This is a genomic window from Clostridium drakei (assembly GCF_000633595.2).
GTDB classification, from domain to species: domain Bacteria; phylum Bacillota; class Clostridia; order Clostridiales; family Clostridiaceae; genus Clostridium_AM; species Clostridium_AM drakei.
Genome location: NZ_JIBU02000008.1, coordinates 42,406 through 68,283, shown reverse-complemented (window position 1 = coordinate 68,283; position 25,878 = coordinate 42,406). Strand labels below are relative to the sequence as shown.

Annotated in this window: 20 protein-coding genes and 1 other RNA gene; 2 read left to right on the top strand and 19 right to left on the bottom strand. The window is 31.1% G+C overall.

Going from position 1 to position 25,878, the window contains the following annotated elements:
- Positions 1-6: 6 nt before the first annotated feature.
- From EG57_RS0204335 to smpB, 6 genes are all read right to left on the bottom strand, one after another.
- A complete protein-coding gene (locus EG57_RS0204335) occupies positions 7-729 on the bottom strand; it encodes a response regulator transcription factor (RefSeq protein ID WP_032076056.1) in 723 nt (240 codons plus the stop codon).
- A gap of 379 nt (positions 730-1,108) precedes the next feature.
- Positions 1,109-1,624: a PIN domain-containing protein gene (locus tag EG57_RS0204330; RefSeq protein ID WP_032076055.1), complete on the bottom strand. Its 516-nt coding sequence runs from the start codon at positions 1,622-1,624 to the stop codon at positions 1,109-1,111.
- The gene (locus tag EG57_RS0204325) at positions 1,617-1,925 is read right to left on the bottom strand and encodes a UPF0175 family protein (protein ID WP_032076054.1); all 309 of its coding nucleotides are present in this window, start codon (positions 1,923-1,925) and stop codon (positions 1,617-1,619) included. The genes EG57_RS0204330 and EG57_RS0204325 overlap by 8 nt, the downstream gene beginning before the upstream one ends.
- A gap of 242 nt (positions 1,926-2,167) precedes the next feature.
- Positions 2,168-4,066, bottom strand: coding sequence for a sensor domain-containing diguanylate cyclase (locus EG57_RS0204320; protein ID WP_242859808.1), 1,899 nt, complete (start codon positions 4,064-4,066; stop codon positions 2,168-2,170).
- 597 nt (positions 4,067-4,663) lie between these two features.
- Positions 4,664-5,024: a transfer-messenger RNA gene (ssrA, locus tag EG57_RS25675) on the bottom strand.
- 208 nt (positions 5,025-5,232) lie between these two features.
- A complete protein-coding gene (gene smpB, locus EG57_RS0204315; protein WP_032076052.1) occupies positions 5,233-5,706 on the bottom strand; it encodes an SsrA-binding protein SmpB in 474 nt (157 codons plus the stop codon).
- Positions 5,707-6,028: 322 nt separating this feature from the next.
- Between smpB and EG57_RS0204310 the strand changes: the two genes are divergently transcribed.
- Positions 6,029-6,808 (top strand): response regulator, encoded by a 780-nt coding sequence (locus EG57_RS0204310; RefSeq protein ID WP_032076051.1) that lies wholly within the window; start codon positions 6,029-6,031, stop codon positions 6,806-6,808.
- 112 nt (positions 6,809-6,920) lie between these two features.
- Here EG57_RS0204310 and rnr read toward each other — a convergent pair whose 3' ends face one another.
- Positions 6,921-9,086 carry a ribonuclease R gene (gene rnr, locus EG57_RS0204305; protein WP_032076050.1) on the bottom strand — a complete coding sequence of 722 codons (2,166 nt, stop codon included), beginning with the start codon at positions 9,084-9,086 and terminating at the stop codon, positions 6,921-6,923.
- A 396-nt stretch (positions 9,087-9,482) separates the two neighbouring features.
- Here rnr and EG57_RS0204300 point away from each other — a divergent pair, with 396 nt between their 5' ends.
- The gene (locus tag EG57_RS0204300; protein WP_032076049.1) at positions 9,483-9,998 is read left to right on the top strand and encodes a DUF6241 domain-containing protein; all 516 of its coding nucleotides are present in this window, start codon (positions 9,483-9,485) and stop codon (positions 9,996-9,998) included.
- 38 nt (positions 9,999-10,036) lie between these two features.
- Here EG57_RS0204300 and secG read toward each other — a convergent pair whose 3' ends face one another.
- The 12 genes from secG to grdB all read right to left on the bottom strand — a co-directional run bounded on the left by secG (position 10,037) and on the right by grdB (position 25,815).
- Positions 10,037-10,273, bottom strand: coding sequence for a preprotein translocase subunit SecG (secG, locus tag EG57_RS0204295; protein WP_007060553.1), 237 nt, complete (start codon positions 10,271-10,273; stop codon positions 10,037-10,039).
- Positions 10,274-10,366: 93 nt separating this feature from the next.
- On the bottom strand, positions 10,367-11,662 hold the full coding sequence (eno, locus tag EG57_RS0204290; protein ID WP_032076048.1) for a phosphopyruvate hydratase: 1,296 nt from the start codon (positions 11,660-11,662) through the stop codon (positions 10,367-10,369).
- 233 nt (positions 11,663-11,895) lie between these two features.
- Positions 11,896-13,419, bottom strand: coding sequence for a 2,3-bisphosphoglycerate-independent phosphoglycerate mutase (gpmI, locus tag EG57_RS0204285; protein WP_032076047.1), 1,524 nt, complete (start codon positions 13,417-13,419; stop codon positions 11,896-11,898).
- Positions 13,420-13,525: 106 nt separating this feature from the next.
- On the bottom strand, positions 13,526-14,272 hold the full coding sequence (gene tpiA / locus EG57_RS0204280; protein WP_032076046.1) for a triose-phosphate isomerase: 747 nt from the start codon (positions 14,270-14,272) through the stop codon (positions 13,526-13,528).
- A gap of 31 nt (positions 14,273-14,303) precedes the next feature.
- A complete protein-coding gene (locus EG57_RS0204275) occupies positions 14,304-15,497 on the bottom strand; it encodes a phosphoglycerate kinase (protein WP_032076045.1) in 1,194 nt (397 codons plus the stop codon).
- Positions 15,498-15,740: 243 nt separating this feature from the next.
- A complete protein-coding gene (gene gap / locus EG57_RS0204270; RefSeq protein ID WP_032076044.1) occupies positions 15,741-16,751 on the bottom strand; it encodes a type I glyceraldehyde-3-phosphate dehydrogenase in 1,011 nt (336 codons plus the stop codon).
- A gap of 60 nt (positions 16,752-16,811) precedes the next feature.
- Entirely contained in the window at positions 16,812-17,837 is a 1,026-nt protein-coding gene (locus tag EG57_RS0204265; protein ID WP_032076043.1) for a sugar-binding transcriptional regulator, read from the bottom strand.
- A 133-nt stretch (positions 17,838-17,970) separates the two neighbouring features.
- Positions 17,971-19,332, bottom strand: a complete 1,362-nt coding sequence (rpoN, locus tag EG57_RS0204260) for an RNA polymerase factor sigma-54 (RefSeq protein ID WP_200880529.1) — start codon at positions 19,330-19,332, stop codon at positions 17,971-17,973.
- Positions 19,333-19,697: 365 nt separating this feature from the next.
- Positions 19,698-20,768: a BMP family lipoprotein gene (locus EG57_RS0204255; protein ID WP_032076041.1), complete on the bottom strand. Its 1,071-nt coding sequence runs from the start codon at positions 20,766-20,768 to the stop codon at positions 19,698-19,700.
- 312 nt (positions 20,769-21,080) lie between these two features.
- On the bottom strand, positions 21,081-22,232 hold the full coding sequence (gene grdD, locus EG57_RS0204250; RefSeq protein WP_032076040.1) for a glycine/sarcosine/betaine reductase complex component C subunit alpha: 1,152 nt from the start codon (positions 22,230-22,232) through the stop codon (positions 21,081-21,083).
- Positions 22,233-22,248: 16 nt separating this feature from the next.
- Positions 22,249-23,781 carry a glycine/sarcosine/betaine reductase complex component C subunit beta gene (gene grdC / locus EG57_RS0204245; RefSeq protein WP_032076039.1) on the bottom strand — a complete coding sequence of 511 codons (1,533 nt, stop codon included), beginning with the start codon at positions 23,779-23,781 and terminating at the stop codon, positions 22,249-22,251.
- A 726-nt stretch (positions 23,782-24,507) separates the two neighbouring features.
- Complete coding sequence (grdB, locus tag EG57_RS0204235) at positions 24,508-25,815, bottom strand: glycine reductase complex selenoprotein B (protein ID WP_084572154.1); 1,308 nt, start codon at positions 25,813-25,815, stop codon at positions 24,508-24,510.
- Positions 25,816-25,878: the final 63 nt, after the last annotated feature.

Sequence of the window (25,878 nt, the reverse complement as noted above, 5' to 3'; positions counted from 1 at the left end):
TTACTCCTATTCCTTTACTAGCTTATAACCTAAGCCCTTTACTGTTAGTAGAAGTTCAGGCATTGAAGGATTTATTTCAATCTTTTCTCTTAGGTGTCTTATATGAACCATAATAGTATTATCATAGCCTACTGCATATTCTCCACATATTTGTTCATATAGTCTCTCTTTACTTATTATTTTGTTTGGATTTTGAGCTAAATAGGATAATATTTTAAATTCTGTACCTGTTAATTCTATTTCCTTTTCTTCCTTAAGGACTCTTCCCCCATCTATATCAATGGATAAGTTGCCTATATTAACTATTTCATTGGTATTTTCTACGGATTTATTATAATGTTGTCTGCGAATTTGAGCTTTTATGCGAAAGGATATTTCTCTTGGACTAAATGGTTTTGTGATATAATCATCCCCTCCACTACTAAGACCTAGTATCTTATCTATCTCATCGTCTTTTGATGATAGGAAAAGTATTGGAGAATAAGAGAATTCTCTTATTTTTTTACAAACCTCTATACCATCTATGTCTTGAAGCATTATATCTAGTACAATAATGTGTGGTGAATATTTTTTTGCTAGATTTATGCCTTCTATGCCTGAGTGAGCTTTTTTTATTTCTTTAAAACCATCGCTTTTTAGCACTTCTTCTATAAGATCAGTTATGTCTAATTCATCATCAATAAGCAAAATTCTAGAGTTAGTAAAGTTCAGTTCGTTATGCATTACCATATAATCCTCCTTAATATGCAATAATAAAAAATGTCACTCTAACCAAATGAACATTCCCTTTATATTACTATTATATCTAATATAGTAATTCTATTAACCATACTTTGCAATTAACTTTTTAATAGTATTTCAGTTTTTCGGAAATTATGTATCCTAAGACTCTGTTGTGAATATCCCAATTCCGTTTCTTAATTATCAACTTTAAATCTTATGAAATTAGTTGCTATATTCTAAACTGCTATCTCTATAACATTTTTCTAATACCAAGTATTTGCATAAACACCACTTATTATTTTCTATTAAAATATAAAAAACCCACAACATTTCTGTCGTGGGTTTCATGGTGGAGGCGAAGCACGGTAAGTGAAATCCACTAATTCTATTTATTAAATAGCTCTTCTTCACCTGCACTCTTTAATCCTTCTAAATACAACTTTTTAGATATTCTATAGCCTTCCTGTATTAGAATATCCAAATACTTTTTCACCTCTGAAATCAGCCCTAATTTTTTTGCTGTGAGCAATATTCCAATTAATCCAATTGACTTTAATAGCATAGTTTCAGAAAAATTTCTCGCTGGTCTGTCATCAATAATAACACGATTTATCTTTAGCTCCTTTGCCGCTATCATTACTTCTAACTCACCTTTATGAAGCCTACCATACATTTGCTCTACAAATTCAGTATTTTTGACTTTATACAATTTTATATTGTCATTTTTTAAAGCTTCTTTAAGCTCATTTTCACCATAGTTTTTATATTTATCATTACCTACTATTTCATTATAAACTTCCTTTGGTATGAATACTTCATCAAATATTTCCCACAACAATTCTAGCTTACTAATAATACTTAATCCTATTATTGGACTTGCATTGCAAACTGCTTTAGCCATTCTTTTCTTCTCCTAATTCTCTAAGCAAATCTTTCACTGCAATATCATCTTGAACAACGTCTTCTTCTGAATATTCTCCCCAAGGGATTTTCTTTATTTTTAATGTATATATAAAATCATTTAAAGATAACTCTGCAATTTCTGCTGCTCTAGCAAGAGAGACCGTTTTCGCTACAAATAAGCTAATAGCTATGGATATTCTTACATTATCATTTACACTGTTTCCATGTGCCAAATCATCAAGCAATGGTACTAAGTCAGAAGATATATGAACATCTATATTAGATTCTCTTAAAGCCATATATTTCCCTCCATTAACTAATTTTTAATATAACTGATTATATATTAATTATACTTTATTATATCCATAATAGTAACTTTATTAATAATTTTTTTTACATTTAAAATATAAATACGTTAAACATCATATTCATTTACTTTCGCTGCTTATACCCTAAATCAAAATCTCTTCAATCCTTGAAGGCATTATATTTTCTTGTTTACTCTTAGCATAAATAGTTAGAAGTACTATTTCTTCAGCCATTAAATCTCTAAACAATTACGCCCTTTCCCTTTAGCCATATAAAGCTTTTTATCCACAACTTTTATTATTTCTTCTGGACTATTAAAGGTGTTTTTATACTCTGCAATTCCTGCACTAACTGTTATAACTTCATAAGGACTTTCTTCATGAGGCACATTGAGATTTTGTATAGCTTTTATAATTCCTTCTCCGACTTTTTTTGCCATATTAATCTCTAAATTATAAAAAATTGCTATAAACTCTTCTCCTCCATATCTAAAAACACGACCCTCTTTTCTTACATTATCCTTGAAAGTATTGGCAACCATTTTAATAATCTCATCGCCACTAGTATGTCCATATCTATCATTGTAACTTTTAAAGAAATCAATATCTATCATCATAATAGAAAACGTTCCTAATTTCATTTTAGACTCTAAAAAAACATCATTAATACTTTTATCAAAGGCTCTTCTATTATAAATACCTGTAAGACCATCTAGCAAACTTAACTTCATTAGCTCATTATTTGCCTTCTCTAGTGCTTTTGTTCGTTCTTCCACAATGCCTTCAAGATTTTCTTTAAAATTCTTTATATTTATGGACATATCATAAAAGCTTCTAGATAGTAACCCAATTTCGTTTTTTAGTTCCATAGGAAGCTCAATTTTCCCTTCAGCCACCTTATCATATTCTCCTCTGCCAACGGCTTCAGCAGCCTGTCGCAACTTCATTAAATGTCTTTCAGCTTGGTATTTTATAACATAATAAACTATAAAAAGAATGGTAAAAAGAATAGCCATACCCTCAATAAAAACTTTCATAGCAGCTAAATGAGCAACATTTCTAATATTTTTCATAGGCAAAACTCTTATTAAATACCAACTTGTCTCTTTAAAATCACCTACTGCAAAATAACTGTCATAAGCTTTGCTTTCAATAATTTTTACTTTATTATAATCTTGTCCTACATTTTTCTGAATCAATCCATAGGCTTCTTTTACTAAAGGAATACTTATTTTGTCCATGGATAGTTCCCCTATCAATTTTTTACCATCATCGGGATTATTCGGATGGGCTATCAAATATCCATCTTTTCTTATAATAAAATTATAGGTACCGTCAGCGCTCTTCTCGATTAAACGTTCTACTAAGTCAGATAAATATACATCATTTCCTGGAGTTATAAGATGCCTGCCTTCAAAATCTACAGGATGCATATAGCTTATTGTCCACTTTTGTGCTGTTTCATCATAATAAAGCCCAGACCAAATGGATTTTCTCTCTGGATTATCTTTTTTATTTACAGACTTTATAACCCCAAGTTCATTCATGCGAAGATCTGCTTTTGCATTTAGGCCCCAGAGTTCTCCAGGATAGAAAAGAACACCTGCATTTTCTGGAAAGGCAACACTTACATTAGGGAAACGATTAGTCCATGCGGGACCTAACTTAGATAGTACTTTAATAGACAGTACAAGTCTTCTTTGAAAATCAGCATCATCTACCTTTTGATTATTACCTATAAAACTAGACATTCCATAAATATAATTGCCATCTTTAGTATAAATGCCATCAAAATATTCCTTCTTCATCCTTGTAGCACCTTGGCTGTCAACAAAATAATAGGACCAAAATTCATCTTTTGTCACTTTTATATCAGAATTATAAAGCTTCATAAATTCCTTTTGAAAAACCTTTGAATTGTCTTCAGCTAGCTTAAAAATCTCACTATCAACTCTAACTCTTTCTGAAACATAATAGCTTAGTTCGTCTAATTTTTTATTCTTCTCACTTTTATAGGTATTTATATAAGAAATAAAAGCTATAATTAAAACAATGCCTATAGAGATATAAAAAATTTTAAAAAGTATTTCATTTATTAAAGAAAAGTTATTATTTTTAAAATTTAACTTCATTAATTTCACATTAGTACCCTCAAATCTTTCAGCCTTTACACTACATTATAAAATACAAGTAGCTTTTATTCATTACATTATAGCATTTATTAGAATAACTATAAATAGATCTAATCTTTAAAAACAAACTTCTTCTTTTCAATACAGGGTTATTTTTCGAGGTCACTAAAAAACTAAAAATATTACTAATTTAGATATATTTGTATATTTTTACATGTCATTTATGTCTAAAAAATCGTTACAAGGCTACCTGTACAGAGAAGTATTCTTCTGCTACTACATTATCAAACCCAATCGGAGTAACATTTTTTTGTTAATTGTAGTCTTTTAGCAATTTTAACACCTCAAATAAAAAAATTACAGATATCGGACACAGAAGAATTTCTTCCGAATCGAACATGTAATTTTAATCGTTAAAGTGCTGTAAACCGTTGATAACACTATGTATTTGGTGGAGGCAAGGCAGTTAGAGAGATTATACAAAAAAACGTCGTTACTTATGACACGCTTCATCTTACATAATTCTAAAAACCACATAAAATATAAAAAACCGTACTGAATTTGTCCAGTACGGTCATTATGTATCGTGGGTTTCAATGGTGGAGGCGATGGGTGTCGAACCCATGTCCGAAAGTCGCAATACGTGAGCATCTCCGAGTGCAGTCCATATTTTTACATTCCCTCTACTGAGCGCCCATGGACAGGCTTTCAGTTTCAGTAGCTTCATAAATTCCGTTCCTGAGGCAAAGCTTACTCAGGCTCGTTTCACCACTATCGACGCCAGACTCCAGTTCGTGGTCCTCCCGGGCTGACGGCCAGCAGACTAAGCTGCTAAAGCTAAATTATTATTTTCGTTTGCGTTTAAATTTAATCCCATAGTTTTTTAACGCGGGCCCACAGGTTCCCTCGACTCGCTTCTCAAATACAACATACCCCCGTCGAAACCAAGTACGCCCCCATGTATAATTGGGTTTACCTAATTTTAAGGTTTTATATTGTCACGCAAACTATTATTTCAATATTTAGTTTTTAATAAGTTAAGATTTAATATCTCCAACTCGTAACTATTATATTACATCAAATTTATATATTAATCAATAGTAATTTTTATCTAGACATTTTCTATAAACCAGTAGAAGAAAATGTTTCATGCATTTAATTAGAAATTAGTATTTTTCTCTTTCTTTCATCTGTCTATCTATATCTCTCTTTGCAGCTTTTTCAAGCATAGCATCTCTTTTATCATAATTCTTCTTACCTTTTGCTACTGCTAAATTTACTTTTACCCTTCCACTTTTAAGATAAAAAGCTAATGGTATTAAAGTATACCCCTGCTGCATGGTAAATCCCAGTAATCTCGATATTTCACTTTTGTGAAGAAGCAATTTTCTATCTCTTAGTGGATCTCTATTAAATATGTTTCCTTTTTCATAAGGACTTATATGAACATTACATACAAATATTTCACCATTTCTTATTTCTGCATAACTATCTTTTAAATTTGCCTTACCTGCTCTTATAGATTTTACTTCTGTTCCAACTAACTCTATACCAGCTTCCATAGCTTCTTCTATAAAATAATCATGTCTTGCTTTTCTATTTTCTGCAAGAGTTTTATTTGTTGATGTTTTTTTAGCCATTAAAATCACCTACCTTATAATTTTTATTCATTATATTATACATATAAGTCTATATCAATATACTTCATTATGCAATATATAGCTTATTCATAAGTTTATCATGGTTAATCTCAATGTTTTTTTGTATTAATTTCTCAAAAATGTTATTTATGATTAATAATACTTTTTAGTACATTTCAACACAATAGGTTAAATATGGACTCAATTCTACATTATTGTCTACTTTTCAAAATTAGTAAAATGTTATATAATTCTTTTAAAATACAAATTTTGATAACATTTTGAAACTTTCAAATTATAAAAAAGATTGGATGTGGAAATTATGTACACTATACTACATCTTGAACAAAGTAGTTTTATAAAAAAACTAGTAAAAAACATCTTACTTGAAAATGGTTTCAACTGTATTTCTGTGAATACTGCAGAAGAAGCTTATGAAACTTTGCAAGATCTTAATGGAAAGGTTGACCTAATAATAACCTCTTTATTATTAGAAGATACTAGCATTGAGGAATTTATGAAAACTATTAACAATAATAATTTAAACAAAAATATACCTGTATTTGTTGTCACTGGTAATGAATTAGAAAATACTCAAAAAAGAATTTTAAACTTAGGTGTTTCTGATTATATCACCAAAAATAACCTAGGTGAAGAACTTCTTAAACATGTAAAATACATAATGAAAGAAGATGAACTTTTAAATTGTCTAAAAGAATCTAAAATAGCTTGTGTAGACGATAGTCATTTTGATCGCACCATAATAAAAGATATTCTATCTAGATACGATGTACAAAATGTAGATTTCTATTCATCAGGAAAAGATTTAATGGAAAGCCAAAAACATTATGATTTGTATCTTGTGGATATTGTACTGGAAAATGAATTTGGAAAAAACATTATTATAAGACTTAGACGCGATAATATAAATTCTTCAATTATAATGACTTCATCATTAACTAATACCAAAACTGTGGCCAGTATGTTAAATGCTGGCGCCAATGATTATATAAGAAAGCCTATTCAAGAGGACATATTTATAGCTAAATTAAAATCAAATATGAGAACTTATGCTTTAGTAAAACAATTAGGAAAACAGTAAAAGCATTGTGCTATGTAACTTTTTTAGAGGACAGTGGAGGAAAACTTACATTCACTGTCCTCTGTTAATTGTCCTCTAAAAAATGCTTCACATTTTTTATATTGTTTAAAAATTACTCCACAATACTATTTGTTTCATTAGTATCTTCAAGTTCTTCTTTCTTTTCTGGCTTAAGTAGATCAAAATAAATTTCGTGAGCAAACATATCTACCTTAGATACTTTTATTCTTGCTTCATCTCCTAGTTTATATATATTTTTAGTTCTTTCACCTATAAGGCTTAAATGTTTTTCATCATATACATAGTAGTCATCATCAAGGCTGCTAATATGTATAAGACCTTCTATAGTATTGCGAAGTTCTACAAACATTCCAAAGTTAGTTACAGAAGATATTATGCCTTCAAACTCTTCACCTATTCTTTCACTCATATATTCTGCCTTTTTAAGATCTTCTACTTCTCTTTCAGCATCTTGAGCTACTCTTTCCATTTCAGATGATTGCTTTGATGCATATTCAACTTCTGTTGTCAGCCTTTGTATCCTCTTGTCATTAATTTGTCCATTTATGAATTCTTTTATTATCCTGTGTATAATTAAATCAGGATATCTTCTTATAGGAGATGTAAAATGACAATAGTACCTTGCTGCAAGGCCAAAGTGACCTGTACATTCTGGCGCATACCTAGCCTTCATCATGGAACGAAGTAAAAGAGTACTTACTACTGTTTCTTCCTTCTTTCCTTTTACTTTTTCTACTATATCCTGCAGGGCTTTTGGATGAATTTCTTGTCCAATCTTAACTACATATCCTAAATTATGAACAAACTCATTGAAATTTATAAGTTTTTCTTCATCTGGTTCCTCATGTATTCTATATACAAAAGGCATGTTAGCCCAATACATATGTTCAGCTATAGTTTCATTGCAAACTAACATGAATTCTTCTATTATTCTATTGGCAATTGCTCTTTCGTAAGGTTTAATTTCTATAGGCTTTCCAAGTTCATCAAGAATTATCTTGCACTCTTCAAATTCAAAATCTATAGCTCCTCTTTGCATTCTTTTTTTATGAAGTATGCCGCAAAGCTCCTCCATAAATTTAAAAGTATCTACTAAATAATCATATCTCTTTGTAACTTCTTCATCGTTATCTCTAAGTATTTTTGTTACATCTGTATATGTCATTCTTTCGCTAGTTTTTATTATACTTTCTACAATGTTATGATCTACCACTTTACCTGCTTTATCAATTTCCATAAAACAGCTTAAAGTTAATCTATCTACTTTAGGATTTAAACTACATATTCCATTGGATAACTTTTTAGGAAGCATGGGAATAACCCTATCTATAAGATACACTGAAGTTCCTCTCTTCAAAGCTTCCTTATCTAAAGGATTTTTATCCTTTACATAATTAGATACATCTGCTATATGAACTCCTAAATAATAATTACCATTTGGAAGTTTTTCAAGTGACACAGCATCATCTAAATCCTTTGCATCTTCACCATCTATAGTTACTATAGTTAAATCTCTTAAATCCTTTCTTTTTCTATATTCTTCTTCTGGTATTTCTTCCGATATACTATCCGTATAAGTTTCTACCTTTGCTGGGAATTCTTCTGGTAAATTATTCTTTTTTATTATAGTTAAAATATCTATTCCCTTTTCCCCTTTTTTACCAAGTACCTCTGATACCTTACCTTCAGGATTTCTTCTTTTATCCGGCCAACTTATTATATCTGCTATAACTATATCTCCTGTCTTAGCTCCATTTCTACTTCCCTTTGGAATAAATACATCCTGATGTATTCTCTTTTCTTCTGGCACAACAAATCCAAAATTTCTGCTATCTTCATATACTCCTATAACAGTTTTATTTGCTCTTTCAAGAATTCTTATTATTTCACCTTCACACTTTTTGCCTCTATTCTCTTCTCTAGTTATCTTTACTACTACTTTATCTCCATTCATAGCTCCATTCATATAAGAGGAAAGTATAAATATGTCTGGTTTATCATCATCAGTGATTACAAAACCAAAACCCTTTGGATGACCTTGAAGTTTTCCAACTACCAATCCCATTCTCTCTGGAATTCCGTAGTATTCAGTTCTAGTTTTAACTACGTCACCGTCTCTTTCCATTTCTTCAAGTACCTTTTCAAAAACTTTTCTTTCAGCTTTTTTTATATCAAATACTCTTTCCAATTCTCTCATATTCATAGGCTTATATGCTTGTTCTGTCATAAAGTTTATTAATGTTTCCCTTATGTTCATAAATTCACCTCATCCTATTATGACTATTTAATAATATATTATAGTCATATCAATTTTTCACATATCAATTTTTCACATATCATTATATTTCTGCTTTATTCTTAAAAATATTCAATCATAGCAATATTTATATTTGTAGCTTTATAATATAGTAAACTTATCCAGTAGTCAATGATATGCAAACTTTCTAAAACTTCATGTCAGCTTGTTGTTAAATACATTTCAACATCAAGCTTTTATATTTTAGCTTTAAAGTTCATCTTTACATACCAATATATGTAAGATCCAAACTAATTTAAATTTTTAAATAATTATTTATTAAATCTTATTTTATTCCATTTATTGTAATATTATGTTATAATTGTATAAATTTTAATTTTATAAGGAGTACTTATTATGAAAAAAAATATTAGAAATATAACTTTGGGATTGACTATTATAATGCTAGTTGGAATAAGTTCTTATACCATTACTCTGAGATTACTAACTACTTCAGTATCAAATACAAAAAATGAAGTAAAAATCAGCTGTGCAACTAACGGAAATAATATTGAGGATACCAGATATGAGATAGCAGCAAGTATACATTTAATGGCAAATGGTTTAATAGTAGCAGAAGATAATGCAAAAAATGGAGTTAAATCTATGAGTATGGATGAATTAAATGCTACCTATAATCTAATTCAAACCTTACCAACTGGACCTGAAAAAACAAATTTTATAAATATTATTAATAGATGGAAAGCTTGTGACTTTTCTCAAATTGTATCGGATCATAATACAGTATGGAGAATATTAGGCCAAGGGCAACCAGAAAACATATTAAAAGGACGTGCAATTTCAGCTGATGAATCAACAATAAAATCTACTATTAATCTTATTAAAAGAGGTGATTATTCAAAAAATAAATAGAGCAGACTAACTCCACTCTAAATATATAAATTTCAATATTATTTAACTAAATTTTGAGCAATACATAAACCTGCAAATATTGCAGCAAGTACAGACGTAACTTTTATTAGCATTGCTTCTGATGTTCTTCCTTTGTTCTTTGAATAAAATGATTCAGCAGAACTTCCACCTGCAACCAATCCACTTAAACCATTAGTTTTACTAGGCTGTACCATAACAACAGCTATTAGCGCTATAGCTATTATAATTTGTAAAACCATTATAACATTTCGCATGCTTTTCACCTCCTGGTATGTTAACACATCCTATATTTTAACATACTAATTAATCTATTACAAGGAAAAAGCTCCAGAGTTGATGTTCCATTTTTAACCTTTAATATTATAAAATGCCTCTATTCCTCTAAACTCTCCAGCCTCACCCAGTTCCTCTTCTATTCTTAAAAGTTGATTATATTTTGCCACTCTTTCACTTCTTGCAGGTGCTCCTGTTTTTATTTGTCCTGCATTTACAGCTACTACTAAATCGGCTATAGTTGTATCTTCTGTCTCACCAGATCTATGTGATACTACAGCAGTATATCCTGCCCTTTCCGCCATTTCTATAGCATTTAAAGTTTCTGTTAGTGTTCCTATTTGATTTAACTTTATAAGTATAGAATTTGCTACTTTTTTCTCTATACCAGTTTTCAATCTCTCTGTATTAGTTACAAACAAATCATCACCTACTAATTGAACCTTGTTTCCAATCCTATCTGTAATTAGCTTCCAACCTTCCCAATCTTCTTCTGCCATACCATCTTCTATAGATATTATAGGGTATTTTTCAACTAAATTAGCATAATAATCAACCATTTCTGCTGGTGATAAGACCTTTCCTTCTCCTGCTAAATTATATTTTCCATTTTCATATATTTCAGAAGATGCAGGATCTAATGCTATAAAAATTTCCTTTCCTGGCGTATATCCTGCCTTTTCTATAGCTTCTACTATTACTTGTATTGCTTCTTCATTTGACTTTAAATTTGGAGCAAACCCTCCTTCATCTCCTACACCAGTATCATAACCTTTAGCTTTTAAAAGAGCTTTCAAGGAATGATAAACTTCTGCACTCATTCTCAAAGCTTCACTAAAAGAAGGCGCCCCTACTGGCATTATCATGAATTCTTGAAGGTCTACGTTATTATCAGCATGCTTCCCTCCATTTATTATGTTCATCATTGGTACTGGAAGCACTTTTGCATTTACTCCTCCAACATATTGATATAAATTTAATCCCAAGCTTTCAGCCGCAGCTCTAGCACAAGCCAAAGACACTCCAAGCATTGCATTAGCTCCTAATTTACTTTTATTCTTTGTGCCATCCAACTCTATCATGATTTTATCTATTAGTACTTGATCAAATACATTCATTCCTATGAGTTCTCCTGCTATATATGTATTTACATTATCTACAGCTTTTAGAACACCTTTACCAAGATATTTTGACTTATCTTCATCTCTTAATTCTACTGCTTCAAACATACCTGTAGAAGCTCCTGATGGTACTGCCGCTCTCCCTATAGTTCCATCTTCAAGCACAACCTCTACCTCTACTGTAGGCATACATCTAGAATCAAGTATTTGTCTTCCAACTACATCTACAATTTCAATATAATTTTTCATAAAAAACACCTCCAGAATTATTAATATTTCCTTATTAATATATCCACATAACATATTTATTATATCACTTCATATATACGAAATTTTAACTTAACATAAAAATAATACGACACAACTTTTCAGAGGACAATTGTCCTCCGTCCTTTTAAAAATCAGGCTTATACTAAAAAAACTATGAATTATAGGTTTAATACCCTAATTCATAGCTTTCATTTGCATATAACTTATATATATTATTTAATAAGACTTTTCCCTGTCATTTCTTTAGGCACTTCAAGTCCCATAACTTGAAGCATAGTTGGTGCTATATCAGCTAGTATGCCACTATCTCTAAGTGATTTAGCATCTGATGCTACATATAAGAATGGAACTGCATCAGTTGTATGTGCTGTCATAGGTTTTCCTGTAGAATAATCTATCATTTGTTCTGCATTGCCATGGTCTGCAGTTATGAATACAGTACCATCCTTACCTAATATTTTATCTACAACCTTTCCTAAGCATACATCCACAGCTTCTACAGCTTTTTTAGCTGCTTCAAATACACCTGTATGTCCTACCATATCAGGATTTGCAAAGTTTAATATTATCATATCATATTTATCTTCATCTATCCTCTTTAAAAGTTCATCTGTTACTTTATAAGCACTCATTTCTGGTTGTAAATCATAAGTTGCAACCTTTGGAGATGGTATAAGTGCCCTATCTTCATTCTTGTTTTCTTCTTCCACTCCTCCATTAAAGAAGAATGTTACATGAGCATATTTTTCAGTTTCAGCTATTCTTAGTTGATTCTTACCAAGATTACTTACATATTCACCTAAAGTGTTTTTGTAGGTTTCATTTGAAAAAGCAACTTCAACACCTTCCAAAGTAACATCATATTGAGTCATAGTTACAAATGTAAGATCTAAAGCCTCTCTTGAAAATCCATCAAATACTTTATCATTGATAGCTCTTGTAATTTCTCTTGCTCTATCTGGTCTAAAGTTGAAGAATATTACTGAATCCTTACTCTTTATACGAGCTTCTGAACTCTTTTCAATAACTGTTGGAAGTACAAATTCATCTGTCTTGTTATCATTATAAGATTTATCAACAGCTTCCAAGGCACTACTTGCTTCTTCACCTTTTCCAATCACTAATGCATTATATGCAAGTTGAACTCTTTCCCATCTTTTATCTCTGTCCATAGCATAATATCTACCTGATACTGTAGCTATTTTACCTACTCCAAGTTCTTTCATATAACTTTCTATATCTTCTATATATTCTTTTGCTGAAGAAGGTGGAACATCTCTTCCATCAAGAAATGCATGAAGATATACTTTTTGTACACCTTTTTTCTTTGCAAGTTGTAAAATTCCCTTTAAGTGATCTGTATGAGAATGAACACCACCTGGTGATAAAAGACCCATTAAGTGAAGAGTTGAATCATTTTTCAATGCATTATCCAAAGCTTTATTTAATGCTTTATTTTCAAAAAAGTCTCCATCACTTATAGATTTAGTTATTCTAGTTAATGCTTGATATATTATTCTTCCTGCACCTATATTTAGGTGTCCAACTTCTGAGTTTCCCATTTGTCCTTCTGGAAGACCAACACTTAATCCACTAGCTCCTAATTCTGTATGAGGATAATTACTATATAATTTATCAAAATTTGGTTTATTTGCTGCTTTAATAGCATTTCCATCTTCTCTATCTGTAAGACCAAAACCATCAAGTATCATTAACATTACTGGTTTTTTATTCATATTTACCTCCAAAACTTATTAAATTAATAACTGAACTTTTTTGAGAGGACAATTGACAGCTAATATCCTCTTGTCCTCTAAAAAGCTAAGTTCTTAATTATTAATTCTAATAGTTTACTATTGCTGCAAAATCTGCTGATTTTAAGCTTGCTCCTCCAACTAAAGCACCGTCTATATCAGACTTTGCCATTTGTGCTTTAATTGTAGCTGGTTTTACTGATCCGCCGTATTGAATTCTTGTTTTTTCTGCTGTTTCTTTTCCATACATTGCAGCAATTACACTTCTAATGTAAGCTATTGTTTCATTAGCTTGCTCATCTGTAGCTGTTTTACCAGTTCCTATAGCCCAAATTGGCTCATAAGCAACAACTAATGTTTCAACTTGTTCATTTGTGAGTCCTTCTAAATCTAATTTTATTTGTCTTCCTAAAACTTCTTTAGTTACATCCTTTTCTCTTTCCTCTAAAGTTTCTCCACAACAAACTATTGGAATTAAATTATGTTCGAATGCTTTTTTAACTTTTTTATTTACAGTTTCATCTGTTTCATTAAAATATTGTCTTCTTTCACTGTGTCCGATTATTACATAATTTACTCCCATTTTTTCAAGCATTGAAGGTGCTACTTCTCCTGTAAATGCTCCTTTTTCTTCAAAGTACATATTTTGTGCGCCAACTTTTATATTGCTTCCTTTAACCGCTTTTAGTACAGCATCTAAGCATACAAAACTAGGGCATACAACTACATCACATTTAGCATTCTTTACAAGACCTTTTAATTCTTCAACTAGTTTCAAGCCTTCTTCTACAGTATTATTCATTTTCCAATTTCCTGCTATTATTGCTTTTCTCATTACAAATTACCCCTATCCTTTTTTTATTTTATTATTTATCATTAAGAGCTTCTATTCCTGGCAAAGCTTTTCCTTCTAAGAATTCAAGTGAAGCTCCACCACCAGTTGAAATATGAGTCATTTTGTCTCCGAAACCTAATGTATTTACAGCTGCAGCACTATCTCCCCCACCTATAACAGTTGTAGCATCTGCATCAGCCATAGCTTTAGCAACTGCAATAGTTCCTTTTGCAAAGTTTTCAAATTCGAAAACTCCCATTGGTCCATTCCAAACTACTGTTTTAGCATCTTTAATAGCATCTGCATAAATTTTTGAAGTCTTTGGTCCAATATCTAATCCCATGTATCCTTCAGGAATATTAGCATCTTCAGTTGTAACTGGAGCTGTATCTGCTGCAAATTTTTCTCCAACTACATTATCTATTGGAAGTAATAACTTAACTCCCTTAACTTCAGCTTTTTCCATCATTTCTTTAGCATAATCTACTTTATCTGCTTCAAGAAGTGAAGTTCCAATAGTATATCCTTGAGCTTTTAAGAATGTATAAGCCATTCCTCCACCAATTATTAATGTATTTACTTTTTCAAGTAAATTGTTTATAACATTGATTTTATCTGATACCTTAGCTCCACCAAGTATTGCAACAAATGGTCTTTGTGGAGTATTTACAGCTTCTCCCAAGAATTTCAATTCTTTTTGAATTAAATATCCACATACAGCAGTATCAACAAATTGGGTAACTCCAACTGTTGAACAGTGAGCCCTATGTGCAGTTCCAAATGCATCATTTACATATATATCAGCAAGAGAAGCTAAATCTTTTGAAAATGCTTCTTCATTTTTTCCTTCTTCTTTTCTGAATCTTGTGTTTTCTAGTAAAACTACATCTCCATCTTTCATTCCAGCTACTGCTTTTTTAGCATTTTCACCAACAACTGTATCATCAGCAGCAAAAACTACTTCTTTTCCAAGCACTTCTGATAATCTCTTAGCTACTGGAGCTAATGTCAATTTTGGATCTGGTCCTTTAGCTTTTCCAAGATGTGAGCAAAGTATAACTTTAGCTCCTTTTTCTACTAAATATTTTATAGTTGGCATTGCTCCAACCAATCTATTTTCATCAGTTATAGCTCCATCCTTTAGTGGCACATTGAAGTCACATCTCACTAGTACTCTTTTTCCCTTTACTTCTACATCTTCAATTGTCTTTTTGTTAAAAGCCATTTAATACACCTCTCTCTTTTGATTTGTATATATACTGAACATTTAATTTTCTCACAATATCTATTTAGCTGTCAAATATCAATTCTTCATTTAATTAAAATAGGCCCGGCCTTATAGCCCAAACTACAAAACCAGACCTATTTATCTTAATTTAAGCTACTAAAGTTCATCTAGAGAAAGTCATTCTTGTAAGCAAACTCCATCTGAACTTAAGAATCACTTGATACCATTCAAATACTTAAATTACTTTAAGAAATTAGCAAAATGCTTTATAGTTCTAACCATTTGGCTAGTGTATGAATTTTCATTATCATACCATGCAACTGTTTGAACTTGATATAAATCTTCTCCTATTTTAGAAACCATTGTTTGAGTTGCATCAAATAAAGAACCATAAGTGATTCCAACGATATCAGAAGATACTAATTGTTCTTCAGTATAACCGAAAGATTCATTTGAAGCAGCTTTCATAGCCGCATTGATTCCTTCAACTGTAACGTCTTTTCCTTTAACAACTGAAACTAAGATTGTTGTTGAACCAGTTGGAACTGGAACTCTTTGTGCAGAACCAATCAATTTTCCTTTTAATTCTGGAATAACTAACCCAATAGCCTTTGCAGCTCCTGTTGAGTTTGGAACTATATTTACAGCTGCTGCTCTAGCACGTCTGAAATCACCTTTTCTGTGTGGTCCGTCTAATACCATTTGATCTCCAGTATAAGCATGAATTGTTGACATTATACCAGATTGAATTGGAGCATAATCGTTAAGTGCTTTAGCCATTGGAGCTAAACAGTTAGTTGTACATGATGCAGCTGAAATTATGTGATCTTCAGCAGTTACTATATCATGGTTTACATTGTATACAACTGTTGGAAGATCGTTACCAGCTGGGGCTGAAATAACAACTTTCTTAGCACCTGCATTGATGTGTGCTTGAGATTTTGCTTTAGATACGTAGAAACCAGTACATTCAAGTACTACATCTACTCCAAGTTTTCCCCATGGAAGTTTTGAAGCATCAGCTTCTGCATATATTTTAATTTCTTTTCCATTAACAACAATAGAAGATTCTTTAGCTTCTACTGTTCCTTGATATCTACCTTGAGATGAATCATATTTTAATAAGTGTGCTAGCATTTTAGGATCTGTTAAATCGTTGATTGCAACAACATCATATCCTTCTGCACCGAACATCTGTCTGAATGCTAGTCTTCCTATTCTTCCAAAACCATTAATAGCTACTTTAATCATTAATAATTCCTCCTAAATTTATAAATTCTTTTATATATAATATAAGTTAAAATTTGTTGACTATTTTATAATACTTAGTATTTCTCTTGCTGCTCCTTCGTCAGTAATAAGTACACTATTATTATTGTTTATTTCTGTAGAAATTATAGCTTCTGCTTTATTTTTTCCGCCAGATACAGCTATACGAGTTTCAATATTGGAAATATCATCAATTCTAGCTCCTATACTTGAAGTAGCATAAACAATATCACCTTTTTTATTAAAGTAATATCCAAAAGCTTCTCCTACAGCTCCAACTTCTTCTATTTTTTGTATTTCTTCGCTAGAAAGCCCTCTTCTTTGAGCCATTTGATCAGCTCTTCCGATTCCATATATTAGCATATTGGCATTATGTATAATACTTAGTATACTTTTTATATCTTCTTCTTCCATCATAGCACTCATAGCTTTATCACTTAAATTCTCAGGAACATGAAGTAATTTATAAGTTCCTTCTATCTTATCTGAGAGCTTTGCTGCTAATGTATTTGCTTGAATTTCCACATTTCTTCCAAGTCCACCTCTAGCAGGAACTACCATTACATTTTTTACATGTGTAATTTTAGGCATGTTATCTATTACTTCTTTAATAGTAAAACCACCAGTAACACCAATTATGCTATCAGACTTAATAGCATTTTTTAAATATGAAGCTGCTGTCCTTCCAAGTTCATTCATTACAGTTTTATCTTCATATACATCTCCTGGAACAATTATGACATCCTTTAATTTTAAGCTTTCTTTTATAGCATTTTCGATATCTGATAAACCTTTTATTTCATGAATAAAATCCTTAAGTTTATCAATTATTTCTTCACCATTTTTTGTTATACTCATACCTGGAGTATTTATCTCAATAAAATTTTGATTTTTTAGGAAATTTATTTCTGTCCTTACTATTCTTTCTCCTATTCCTAAATTATTAGCTAATACTCTTCTTCCAATAGGCTGATTATAGTATATAGTTCTAAGTATGTTATATCTTTTCTCAAGTAATTCTATAAGTTCTGGTACTATCTTTTGTTGTAATTTTAATAATTGCTCCATATAAACACCCCTCTGGTCATCTTATGTCCCAGTGCTTTGATTTATGTCCCACTTATATTATAAAATAAATAAATAATTTTTTAAATAGTATTTTTAAAAAAAGTGTGAATAAATCGTGAACAATAGGGAGAATTTAGAATCTTTTTCTCCCTTTTGATGACTTTATTCCAATTTCCTCTCTATATTTTGCTACAGTTCTTCTTGAAATATTCATACCTTTACCAGTTAATATATCACATATAGCTTGATCTGATAAAGGTTTCTCCTTATTTTCTTTATCTATTAAATCTTTTATAGCATCTTTTATTATTCTTGTAGATACATCTTCGCCTGTACTAGATTTAGATAATCCAGTAGTAAATAAATCTTTAATCTTTATGGTACCATTATTGGTATATATATATTTATCTCTTATTGCCCTACTAACAGTTGATTCATGCATCTCTAAGCTTTCTGAAATTTCTTTTAATGTCATAGGTTTTAAATATTTATCTCCATATTCAAAGTAATCTCTTTGAAGTTCTAATATTTTTTCCAAAACTCTATATATAGTACTTTTTCTATGCTGTATACTTTTTATTAAAAAAATAGCACTATTCAATTTTTCTTTCACATAATCCACTGCATTTTTATCATTTTCATTTTGAATAATTTCTTTATACATTGCATTTATGCTAAGCTTAGGTGCAGCATCTTCATTCATAATTATGTAATATTCGTTATCTATTTTTCTAATTTGAGCATCTGGTACTATGTATTTTACATCTTCTCCAGTATAAAAACCACTAGAAGGCCTTGGTCTTAAAGATTTTATTATATCACCATACTCCTGCGCTTTTTTTACATCTATATTTAAATATTTTGCTATAACATTATATTTATTTTCTGCTAGAAGTTCCAGATATTCATCAATTATTTTATATATATTCTCATCTTCTAATCCTTTTTTATTTATTTGTATCTTTAAACAATCCTTTAAATCTTTTGCACCTATGCCATCAGGCTCTAATGATTGTATTGTTTTTATAGAATAATCTGCAAGCTTCTTTGATATTTTAAGTTCTTCTATTATTTCCTTATCCGAAACATCCAAATACCCTCTTGCATCTATATTCTCAACTATATACAAACAAACAGCTTTTACGTAATCCTTTTCATTTAAATCTCTTATCTGCTCCTGCAAATATTCTTTAAGAGACTTCTTTTCTGATATAAAATTAAATGGAGAAACTTCATCATCGTCATTCTTTTCATAGTTATGGTGGCTGTAGTTGTCAAATTCAAAATACTTAATTAACTGTTTATAATCAATTTCTTTATGGTCTTCATTGCTTTGTGTACCAACTTTAGCATCCAATACTGGATTTTCCTGGACTTCTTTTTCAACATATTCTTGGAGCTCAAAACTAGACATTTGAAGCAATTTAACCGATAATTGCATTTCTTGAGTCATTATTAATTTTTGTTCCTGAGTTAAATTCAAGCTGAAATCCATATTCATATCTCCACCCCATTTCTTTTATGTTTTAAGTTTATCAATATTATTATACCATGAAAAAATCGAGATATAAAAAATAACTTCAAATATTAAAAACTCAACTTTTTTGAGAGGACAATTGACAAAGGACAGAGGACAATGAAGGTTGATTTTTTGCTAACGCAAAAGAATCTTTAAATTTATATAAGTCAGCAATGTTTCGCTTTAGCGAAACGAACCATTAAAAATTTAATTAAAGGTTTTTCGTAGTGTGACGGAGAAAAATCCTCCTTCACTGTCCTCTGTCAATTGTCCTCTGTCCTCTTAAAAATATTGCATATGAAAAAAGAGCTAAGCAATGCAACTTAGCTCTCATTATATTACTATATTGTTGGTGCTACAAATTTTGCTGCTTCGTCTTTAGTTGTTGGTACTTTTACTTTTCCATCTATTATAGCAGTCTTGTATTTTGCAACTAAATCCAATATATCTTTTGGTACGTTCTTGTTTGAACTTGGAGCTATATCAACACCATTTTCTTTTAAACCATATACCTTAGTTGTTCCACCAGCAAATTTTGAATCTTTAGCAATACCCTTAACTGTATCATAAGTTGCAGTATCAACTCTCTTCATCATACTACTAAGTATAACATCTGCATATTCTGGTACTTTAACAGCTTGATCTTGGTCAACTCCTATAGCCCAAAGTTTCTTATCTGCCTTAGTCATACTCTTAGTAGCTTTAAATAATCCAAGACCAGTACCACCTGCTGCATGGTAAATTACATCGCATCCACCATTGTACATGCTAGTTGCAAGCTCTTCACCTTTAGTTGGATTAGCATAGTCATTTGCATATCTTATATCAAATTGTACATTTGGATTTACAGTTTTAGCTCCAGCCATATATCCAGCTGCAAATTTATTGATTAATTCAAAATCTTTTCCACCAATAAATCCTATCTTATTTGATTTCGTTGTTTTACCAGCTATGAGGCCTACTAAAAAAGAACCTTCTTCTTCTTTAAAAGTAAGTGAAGCAACATTTTTCAACTTAACTTCTGAGTCTATTATAGCAAATTTCTTGTCTGGATATTTTTTAGCTATGTCAGTCATAGCATCTCCCATTTGATATCCAACTCCAAATATTATATCTGACTTATTATCTACTAAAGCTTGAAGGTTAGGTTGATATTCATCCTTTTTCTTTGATTCAATAGCTTTATAGTCTATAGTTTTTAGTTCATCTTTAGCCTTCTTTATTCCTTCATCAGCTGCTTGGTTAAATGATTTATCATTTAATCCACCTTCATCAGTTGCAAGACCTACTTTAACTGTTTTTGCTGTTGATGATCCAGATCCCCCTTGCTGCTGACTTGAACCACAGCCTGCAAATAATGAAACTGCCATTATAGCACTTACACATAATGCTGTTAACTTTTTCTTATTCATTTAAAAACTCCTCCTAAAATTAAGATATATTTGTTTTATATATGTGATAAAATATTCTACAAAAGGTTAAACTTTCCCTGCTTTTTAATAATATAATTTTCATCAAATAAATTACATTATAAGGGAACTAAAACCACAACTTGCAATTTAAACAATTATTTATAAATATAATAGCACATATTAATATCTTATGACTATTTAGCATAGCTTATACTAAAATTCATAAATCAAACATGTATATTATACCAATTTTAAAGCTAAATAATAAGGCCTTATAGAAATTTTATTACTATAAAGCCTTAAAATTGCAAATTATTTATATCCTGTTTTCTTCAATACTTCTATAGCCTTATCTCCATCCTGTTCATTTACCAATATCACAGGGCCTGTGCATCCCATACCGCTTTCTGAATATATATCTTCTCTCCATAATGCCTTACATGCATCATCAAGATCCAATATATCTATTCCTGGTATAGCAAAGGTAACTACCTTTTTAGTTGGAATTTCAACTTTTTCTGATACTGCTGGTTTATCCTTTGCTAATAATTTATCTATAATATTATTTAAACCTGCTGTATTCGCTAATTTAAACTCAGTTGATGCTTTTATAAGCACATGGTTTTTAGCACAAGTTGCACAATATCTTAATGCTTCACATATAAGTGGTGCTCCTGAAGCACGAGAAACTATATTTATAAGTTTATCATAATTTTCACCTATTCCTGGTCCATATCCATAGCCTAAAGTCTCATAATTTCCTCCAGTTGTAAATGATGAAAATATCTTAACCATGAGATTTCCTGTTAAAGAATCACATATCATAACATCTGGTGTTCCTGTTAAAATATCATTGCCTCTCATTACCGCTCCACCATCTGCTCTTAAGGATTCTGCAAATTTAATATCATATCCCCCATGTTGAAGTTCCATTAATGATCTTTCTACAGTTCTTGCTCCATCTATATTAAGTATTCCTACAGTAGGCTCTTTTATACCTACTGCCTTTGCTACTGCAATTCCAGATATAGCATTCTTTATCATACCTTCTACTCTATTTGTAGATGTAGTTCCTGTAGTTGTTGCAAGGATTAATTCTTTTCCTAAAGCTGGTGTCACTAGTTTTCCAACTGTAGAAACCCCTATTGGGAAATCAAAATGTTGAGTTACACAACCATCCAATTGCTTTTTTTCTAGCAGTTCTACCATTTTTTTATGTCCATCTTCTGCATCTTCAGCTTCTACTACTTCTAAGTCACAATCAATTTTAGATCCTATAAGCACAACATCAAAATCTCCATACTTACTCTTAGCCATTTCAGCTGCCTTTATCATTTCTTCTACGCCATGCTCTGATCCAAAAGTTGTAAGTCCTATTTTAACTTTTTTTGAAAAATTTCCACTTTCAATACCTTCTGCTATTTCATTAAAGACTTCAGCTATTATTTTTTTTGTGCTATCCAAGGTACTCACCCCCTTTTTATTTCATAAGCTGTTCTGCAAATTTTTTCATTTCTTCTGCTATCATTTTTTTGATTTCTTCCTTAGAAGCACTACTGCTCTCTTCCACTAAGCCTGTATTTTTCTCTACAAGTATTGAAACTCCATCAAATAAATTTGTCATTCTTCCTAAGAAAAGACTTCCTTTTCCTATAACCATGAAATTCTTTAAGGTTCCATTCATTATATGCTCTATACCATGTCCTATTATTGGAACTCCAGATGGAATATGTCCTTGAGTAGGAGCAAATCCTGGATATCCATGTTGTTTTACAAAATTAGGCAATTCTTTTCTATCTAACTGTCCACTCTTAACTGCCAAAGCTCCTATCATTTTATAATTTTGTGTTGGAACATCACCTGCACCTGCTGGTTCAGTTATATCAGGTGTTTGCATTTCTGGAGCATATTTATCTACATCTGTAATTTTCATTCCATTACTTGTTAAAGGATTTAAAACTAAAGCTTCTATTACAGCTTGAGGTGCTGCACCGTGACCTATAGTATGTCTTCCTATTATATCGGTTCTAAGTACTGGACTTACGCCATCATTTTCTGATACAAGTACTGCAAATCCACCTATACAATCTTCAAGAACTGGTATTCCTTTCTTTATATGATCTTTACCATTCATACCAAGCTTTGCAGTACATCCTCCTGCAAATATTATTACATTCTTATATATTCCTGACTTTACAAGAGCAGATGCTGTTATTAATGCATGGCTTGGCCCTGCACAGAATCCTCTCATATCAACTCCTGTAGCACCACTTATTCCTGCTATTTCTCCACAAGCTTTAGCTACATTTCCGCCACCTCTTTGATTCATATCACCAATAGCTTCTTCTGAACATTCTATCAAATAACCTACTTCATTTACATCTACTCCAGAATTTTTTACAAGATGTACTAATGCCAAAACTCCTGATGCCTTAACTACAAGATTTTCAAGCATTACATGGGAGGAAAGATTGGTATCAAATTCGTGTGCTCTCTTAATGCAACCTACAATTTTACCATTTTCATACAAACCTTCTGCTACCTTGTCATCTACCAGCTTCTCTATAACAGCTCCATCTTCTCCCTGTTTTAATTCTTCTACCTTTGTATTTAAAATTGGATGTGCTTTAAACTTTTCCTTAACTGTTTCAGTAAAAGACTTTTCGAGAATTACCAAATCAAATACATCTGAAATTTTTAAAAGTCCATAGAACTCATCTTGAGGCATTATTTCGCCAAATTTTCCAAACCTTGATGCGCCTTCAATATTGCTACCATGCCATGGCCTTTTTAATTCACCTAATTGCTCTGGAGTTAAATTTCCTATGTATGTTTGATTTGGTGCATAACCTACTGCATCTTCAAAAGATCTTAGATGATCTTTTAATCCCTTCAAATAATCTGAATCTGGATTTGTTTCCCTTTCTAAAGTTTGAGTAGTACCATTGTGTATTACCATATCTGGTGTATTTACCAAAATATAAGAAGCTTTTTTTACAACTGGAAAACTCATTTATAAACCCCTCCTTATTTCTAATTGAAATCTATAAAATTAGACTAATTAATAGCTATATTTTAAAAATTATGCTACACAAGATACAGTGGAAGTTTTGATTTTAACTTTTACTCCGTGATATATGATAAGTGTGTCATCACGGCTAAATATTTTAATTATTCTAAAGTTCTAAGTTTTGGAAAGCCTAAGAACTTTGTCAAACTCGGTTCCCTCAAACAAGACTAAAGTTCTAAGGCTTTCCAAAACTTAGAACTAAGAATAATACTAAAACAATTTAGCTAATGTGATGCCACACTTATCATATATCACTGCATAAAAGTTAAAATCAAAACTATCAAATTCAAGTGTACACACATAATTACAAGGTAATAATTAACAAATTTATTGTTTTTGCAAACTACACCATAGATTATTATTAAAATAGCTGAAATATAAATAATCTAGATAATAGGTATTATGAAAGCTGAGCTTTTTATTGGAAGTCATACAATAATATGTATTATGTGTACACGCAATGTACTAAGAAGTAACTTTCAACTGTATGGAGACTGATATATGTTGTGAAGGAAGATTCGAACAAATTTTTGAATATCTCAAGCATTAGAACTTCTTAATGAAGTGAGTTTTCCTTCACAGCATATATCAGCCGGAATGCAGTTGAAAGTTACTTCGCTTACATTCACTTGTGTTGCAATATGCTTATTTCAAGTACCTAGTCTCTTTTTATTTTTCAAAGACCGTTTGTTTGTCTACTGGTGTTTGTAGAGCTTTTAATGCTCTCTCTACCAAATGATATCTTAATTCAAACTCATCCTTATCATCTAATGATGGATTTCCAAGTGGATGAGGTATTGCTATTGTAGGAACTATTCTGTTTGCTCCTACTGTTAAAGATATTGGAACTACTGTACACATGTGAACTATTGGAAGTCCAGCACGTTCAATTTCTTTTACCATTGTTGCACCGCAACGTGTACAAGTTCCTCAAGTAGACGTTAATATAACTGCATCAACTCCGTCAGCTATTAATTCTTTAGCTATATTTTCTCCAAATTTTTTGGAAGAAGCCACAGCTGTTCCATTTCCAACAGTGGAATAATAATATCTGTGAAGAGAGCCTATTTTTCCTTCTTTCTCCATCTTTCTTAGAACATCCACTGGAAGAACTCTATCTGAATCAGCATTAGCATAAGTCGGATCATATCCTCCATGTGCTGTTTCGTTAGTTTCATCTGTTAAGTTTTCAATTCCTTCTATATCATACTTTCCAAACTTTGAAGCACTTGATGATTCAATATGATCTGGATTTCCCTTTGGAACTATACCACCAGATGTTACTATAGCTATTTTTGCCTTTGAAACATCTGCCACTGGAGCAACAGGATCTACTCTATCAAATACAGGCATTTTAAATTCTGTAACAAATTTTTCTCCATTTATTTTCTTTATAAGCATATCAACAGCTCTTTTTGAGCCTCTTTCTTCATGAAAATAATTTTTTCTTATTCCTCTTTCTATAAAATGTTCTTCTTCAGGTGATCCTATTTCTTCACCTTTAGCAAGCTTTAATGCCAAGTTTACTATTTTAGGAAGAGCATCTCTCATACCAGCAGCACTATTTTTAGTTTCTACTATATATATATCTTTTTTATACATATCCGCCCCTGGATTTTCAATATACATAGCTGAAACTACTGGCATATTTAACTTTTCTGAAACCTCTTTAGCTATAGAACCACAAGCAACACCATATCTTCCAGCATTAAATGCAGGTCCTGCTATAAATAAATCTGGATTGTATTTTTTAATCATGTCTAATACTTCGGCCTTAGCCTCTTTTTCATTTTCGTTATAATAAGAATCACCGCACACTACTGTAGCGACAATTTCAGCATCACCTTTTTTTAACAATCCATTAAGCCCCATTCCAGGACCTACAAAACCTTCCCTAATTTCTGGTTTTACATCTGCTTTTTCTTCTCCACCTATGCCTCCATAAAACTGATTTATATAATGAACAACTTTAAGCATCTAATATTCCCCTCCTTTTTAGCACTTTCACATATTTAGACTATTTTTTATTAAAGATCAATT

What these genes read in the sequence shown, in the direction of transcription:
- EG57_RS0204275 (WP_032076045.1), bottom strand. Translation starts at nt 15,497, where the DNA reads ATGGCTTTTAACAAAAAGACAATTGAAGATGTAGAAGTAAAGGGAAAA.
- EG57_RS0204335 (WP_032076056.1), bottom strand. Translation starts at nt 729, where the DNA reads ATGGTAATGCATAACGAACTGAACTTTACTAACTCTAGAATTTTGCTT.
- grdC (WP_032076039.1), bottom strand. Translation starts at nt 23,781, where the DNA reads ATGAGTTTTCCAGTTGTAAAAAAAGCTTCTTATATTTTGGTAAATACA.
- EG57_RS0204265 (WP_032076043.1), bottom strand. Translation starts at nt 17,837, where the DNA reads ATGGAGCAATTATTAAAATTACAACAAAAGATAGTACCAGAACTTATA.
- EG57_RS0204330 (WP_032076055.1), bottom strand. Translation starts at nt 1,624, where the DNA reads ATGGCTAAAGCAGTTTGCAATGCAAGTCCAATAATAGGATTAAGTATT.
- gap (WP_032076044.1), bottom strand. Translation starts at nt 16,751, where the DNA reads ATGATTAAAGTAGCTATTAATGGTTTTGGAAGAATAGGAAGACTAGCA.
- EG57_RS0204255 (WP_032076041.1), bottom strand. Translation starts at nt 20,768, where the DNA reads ATGAATAAGAAAAAGTTAACAGCATTATGTGTAAGTGCTATAATGGCA.
- EG57_RS0204325 (WP_032076054.1), bottom strand. Translation starts at nt 1,925, where the DNA reads ATGGCTTTAAGAGAATCTAATATAGATGTTCATATATCTTCTGACTTA.
- eno (WP_032076048.1), bottom strand. Translation starts at nt 11,662, where the DNA reads ATGAAAAATTATATTGAAATTGTAGATGTAGTTGGAAGACAAATACTT.
- EG57_RS0204300 (WP_032076049.1), top strand. Translation starts at nt 9,483, where the DNA reads ATGAAAAAAAATATTAGAAATATAACTTTGGGATTGACTATTATAATG.
- rpoN (WP_200880529.1), bottom strand. Translation starts at nt 19,332, where the DNA reads ATGGATTTCAGCTTGAATTTAACTCAGGAACAAAAATTAATAATGACT.
- gpmI (WP_032076047.1), bottom strand. Translation starts at nt 13,419, where the DNA reads ATGAATAAAAAACCAGTAATGTTAATGATACTTGATGGTTTTGGTCTT.
- smpB (WP_032076052.1), bottom strand. Translation starts at nt 5,706, where the DNA reads ATGGCTAAAAAAACATCAACAAATAAAACTCTTGCAGAAAATAGAAAA.
- EG57_RS0204310 (WP_032076051.1), top strand. Translation starts at nt 6,029, where the DNA reads ATGTACACTATACTACATCTTGAACAAAGTAGTTTTATAAAAAAACTA.
- EG57_RS0204320 (WP_242859808.1), bottom strand. Translation starts at nt 4,066, where the DNA reads ATGAAGTTAAATTTTAAAAATAATAACTTTTCTTTAATAAATGAAATA.
- secG (WP_007060553.1), bottom strand. Translation starts at nt 10,273, where the DNA reads ATGCGAAATGTTATAATGGTTTTACAAATTATAATAGCTATAGCGCTA.
- rnr (WP_032076050.1), bottom strand. Translation starts at nt 9,086, where the DNA reads ATGAACATAAGGGAAACATTAATAAACTTTATGACAGAACAAGCATAT.
- tpiA (WP_032076046.1), bottom strand. Translation starts at nt 14,272, where the DNA reads ATGAGAAAAGCAATAATAGCAGGAAATTGGAAAATGAATAATACTGTA.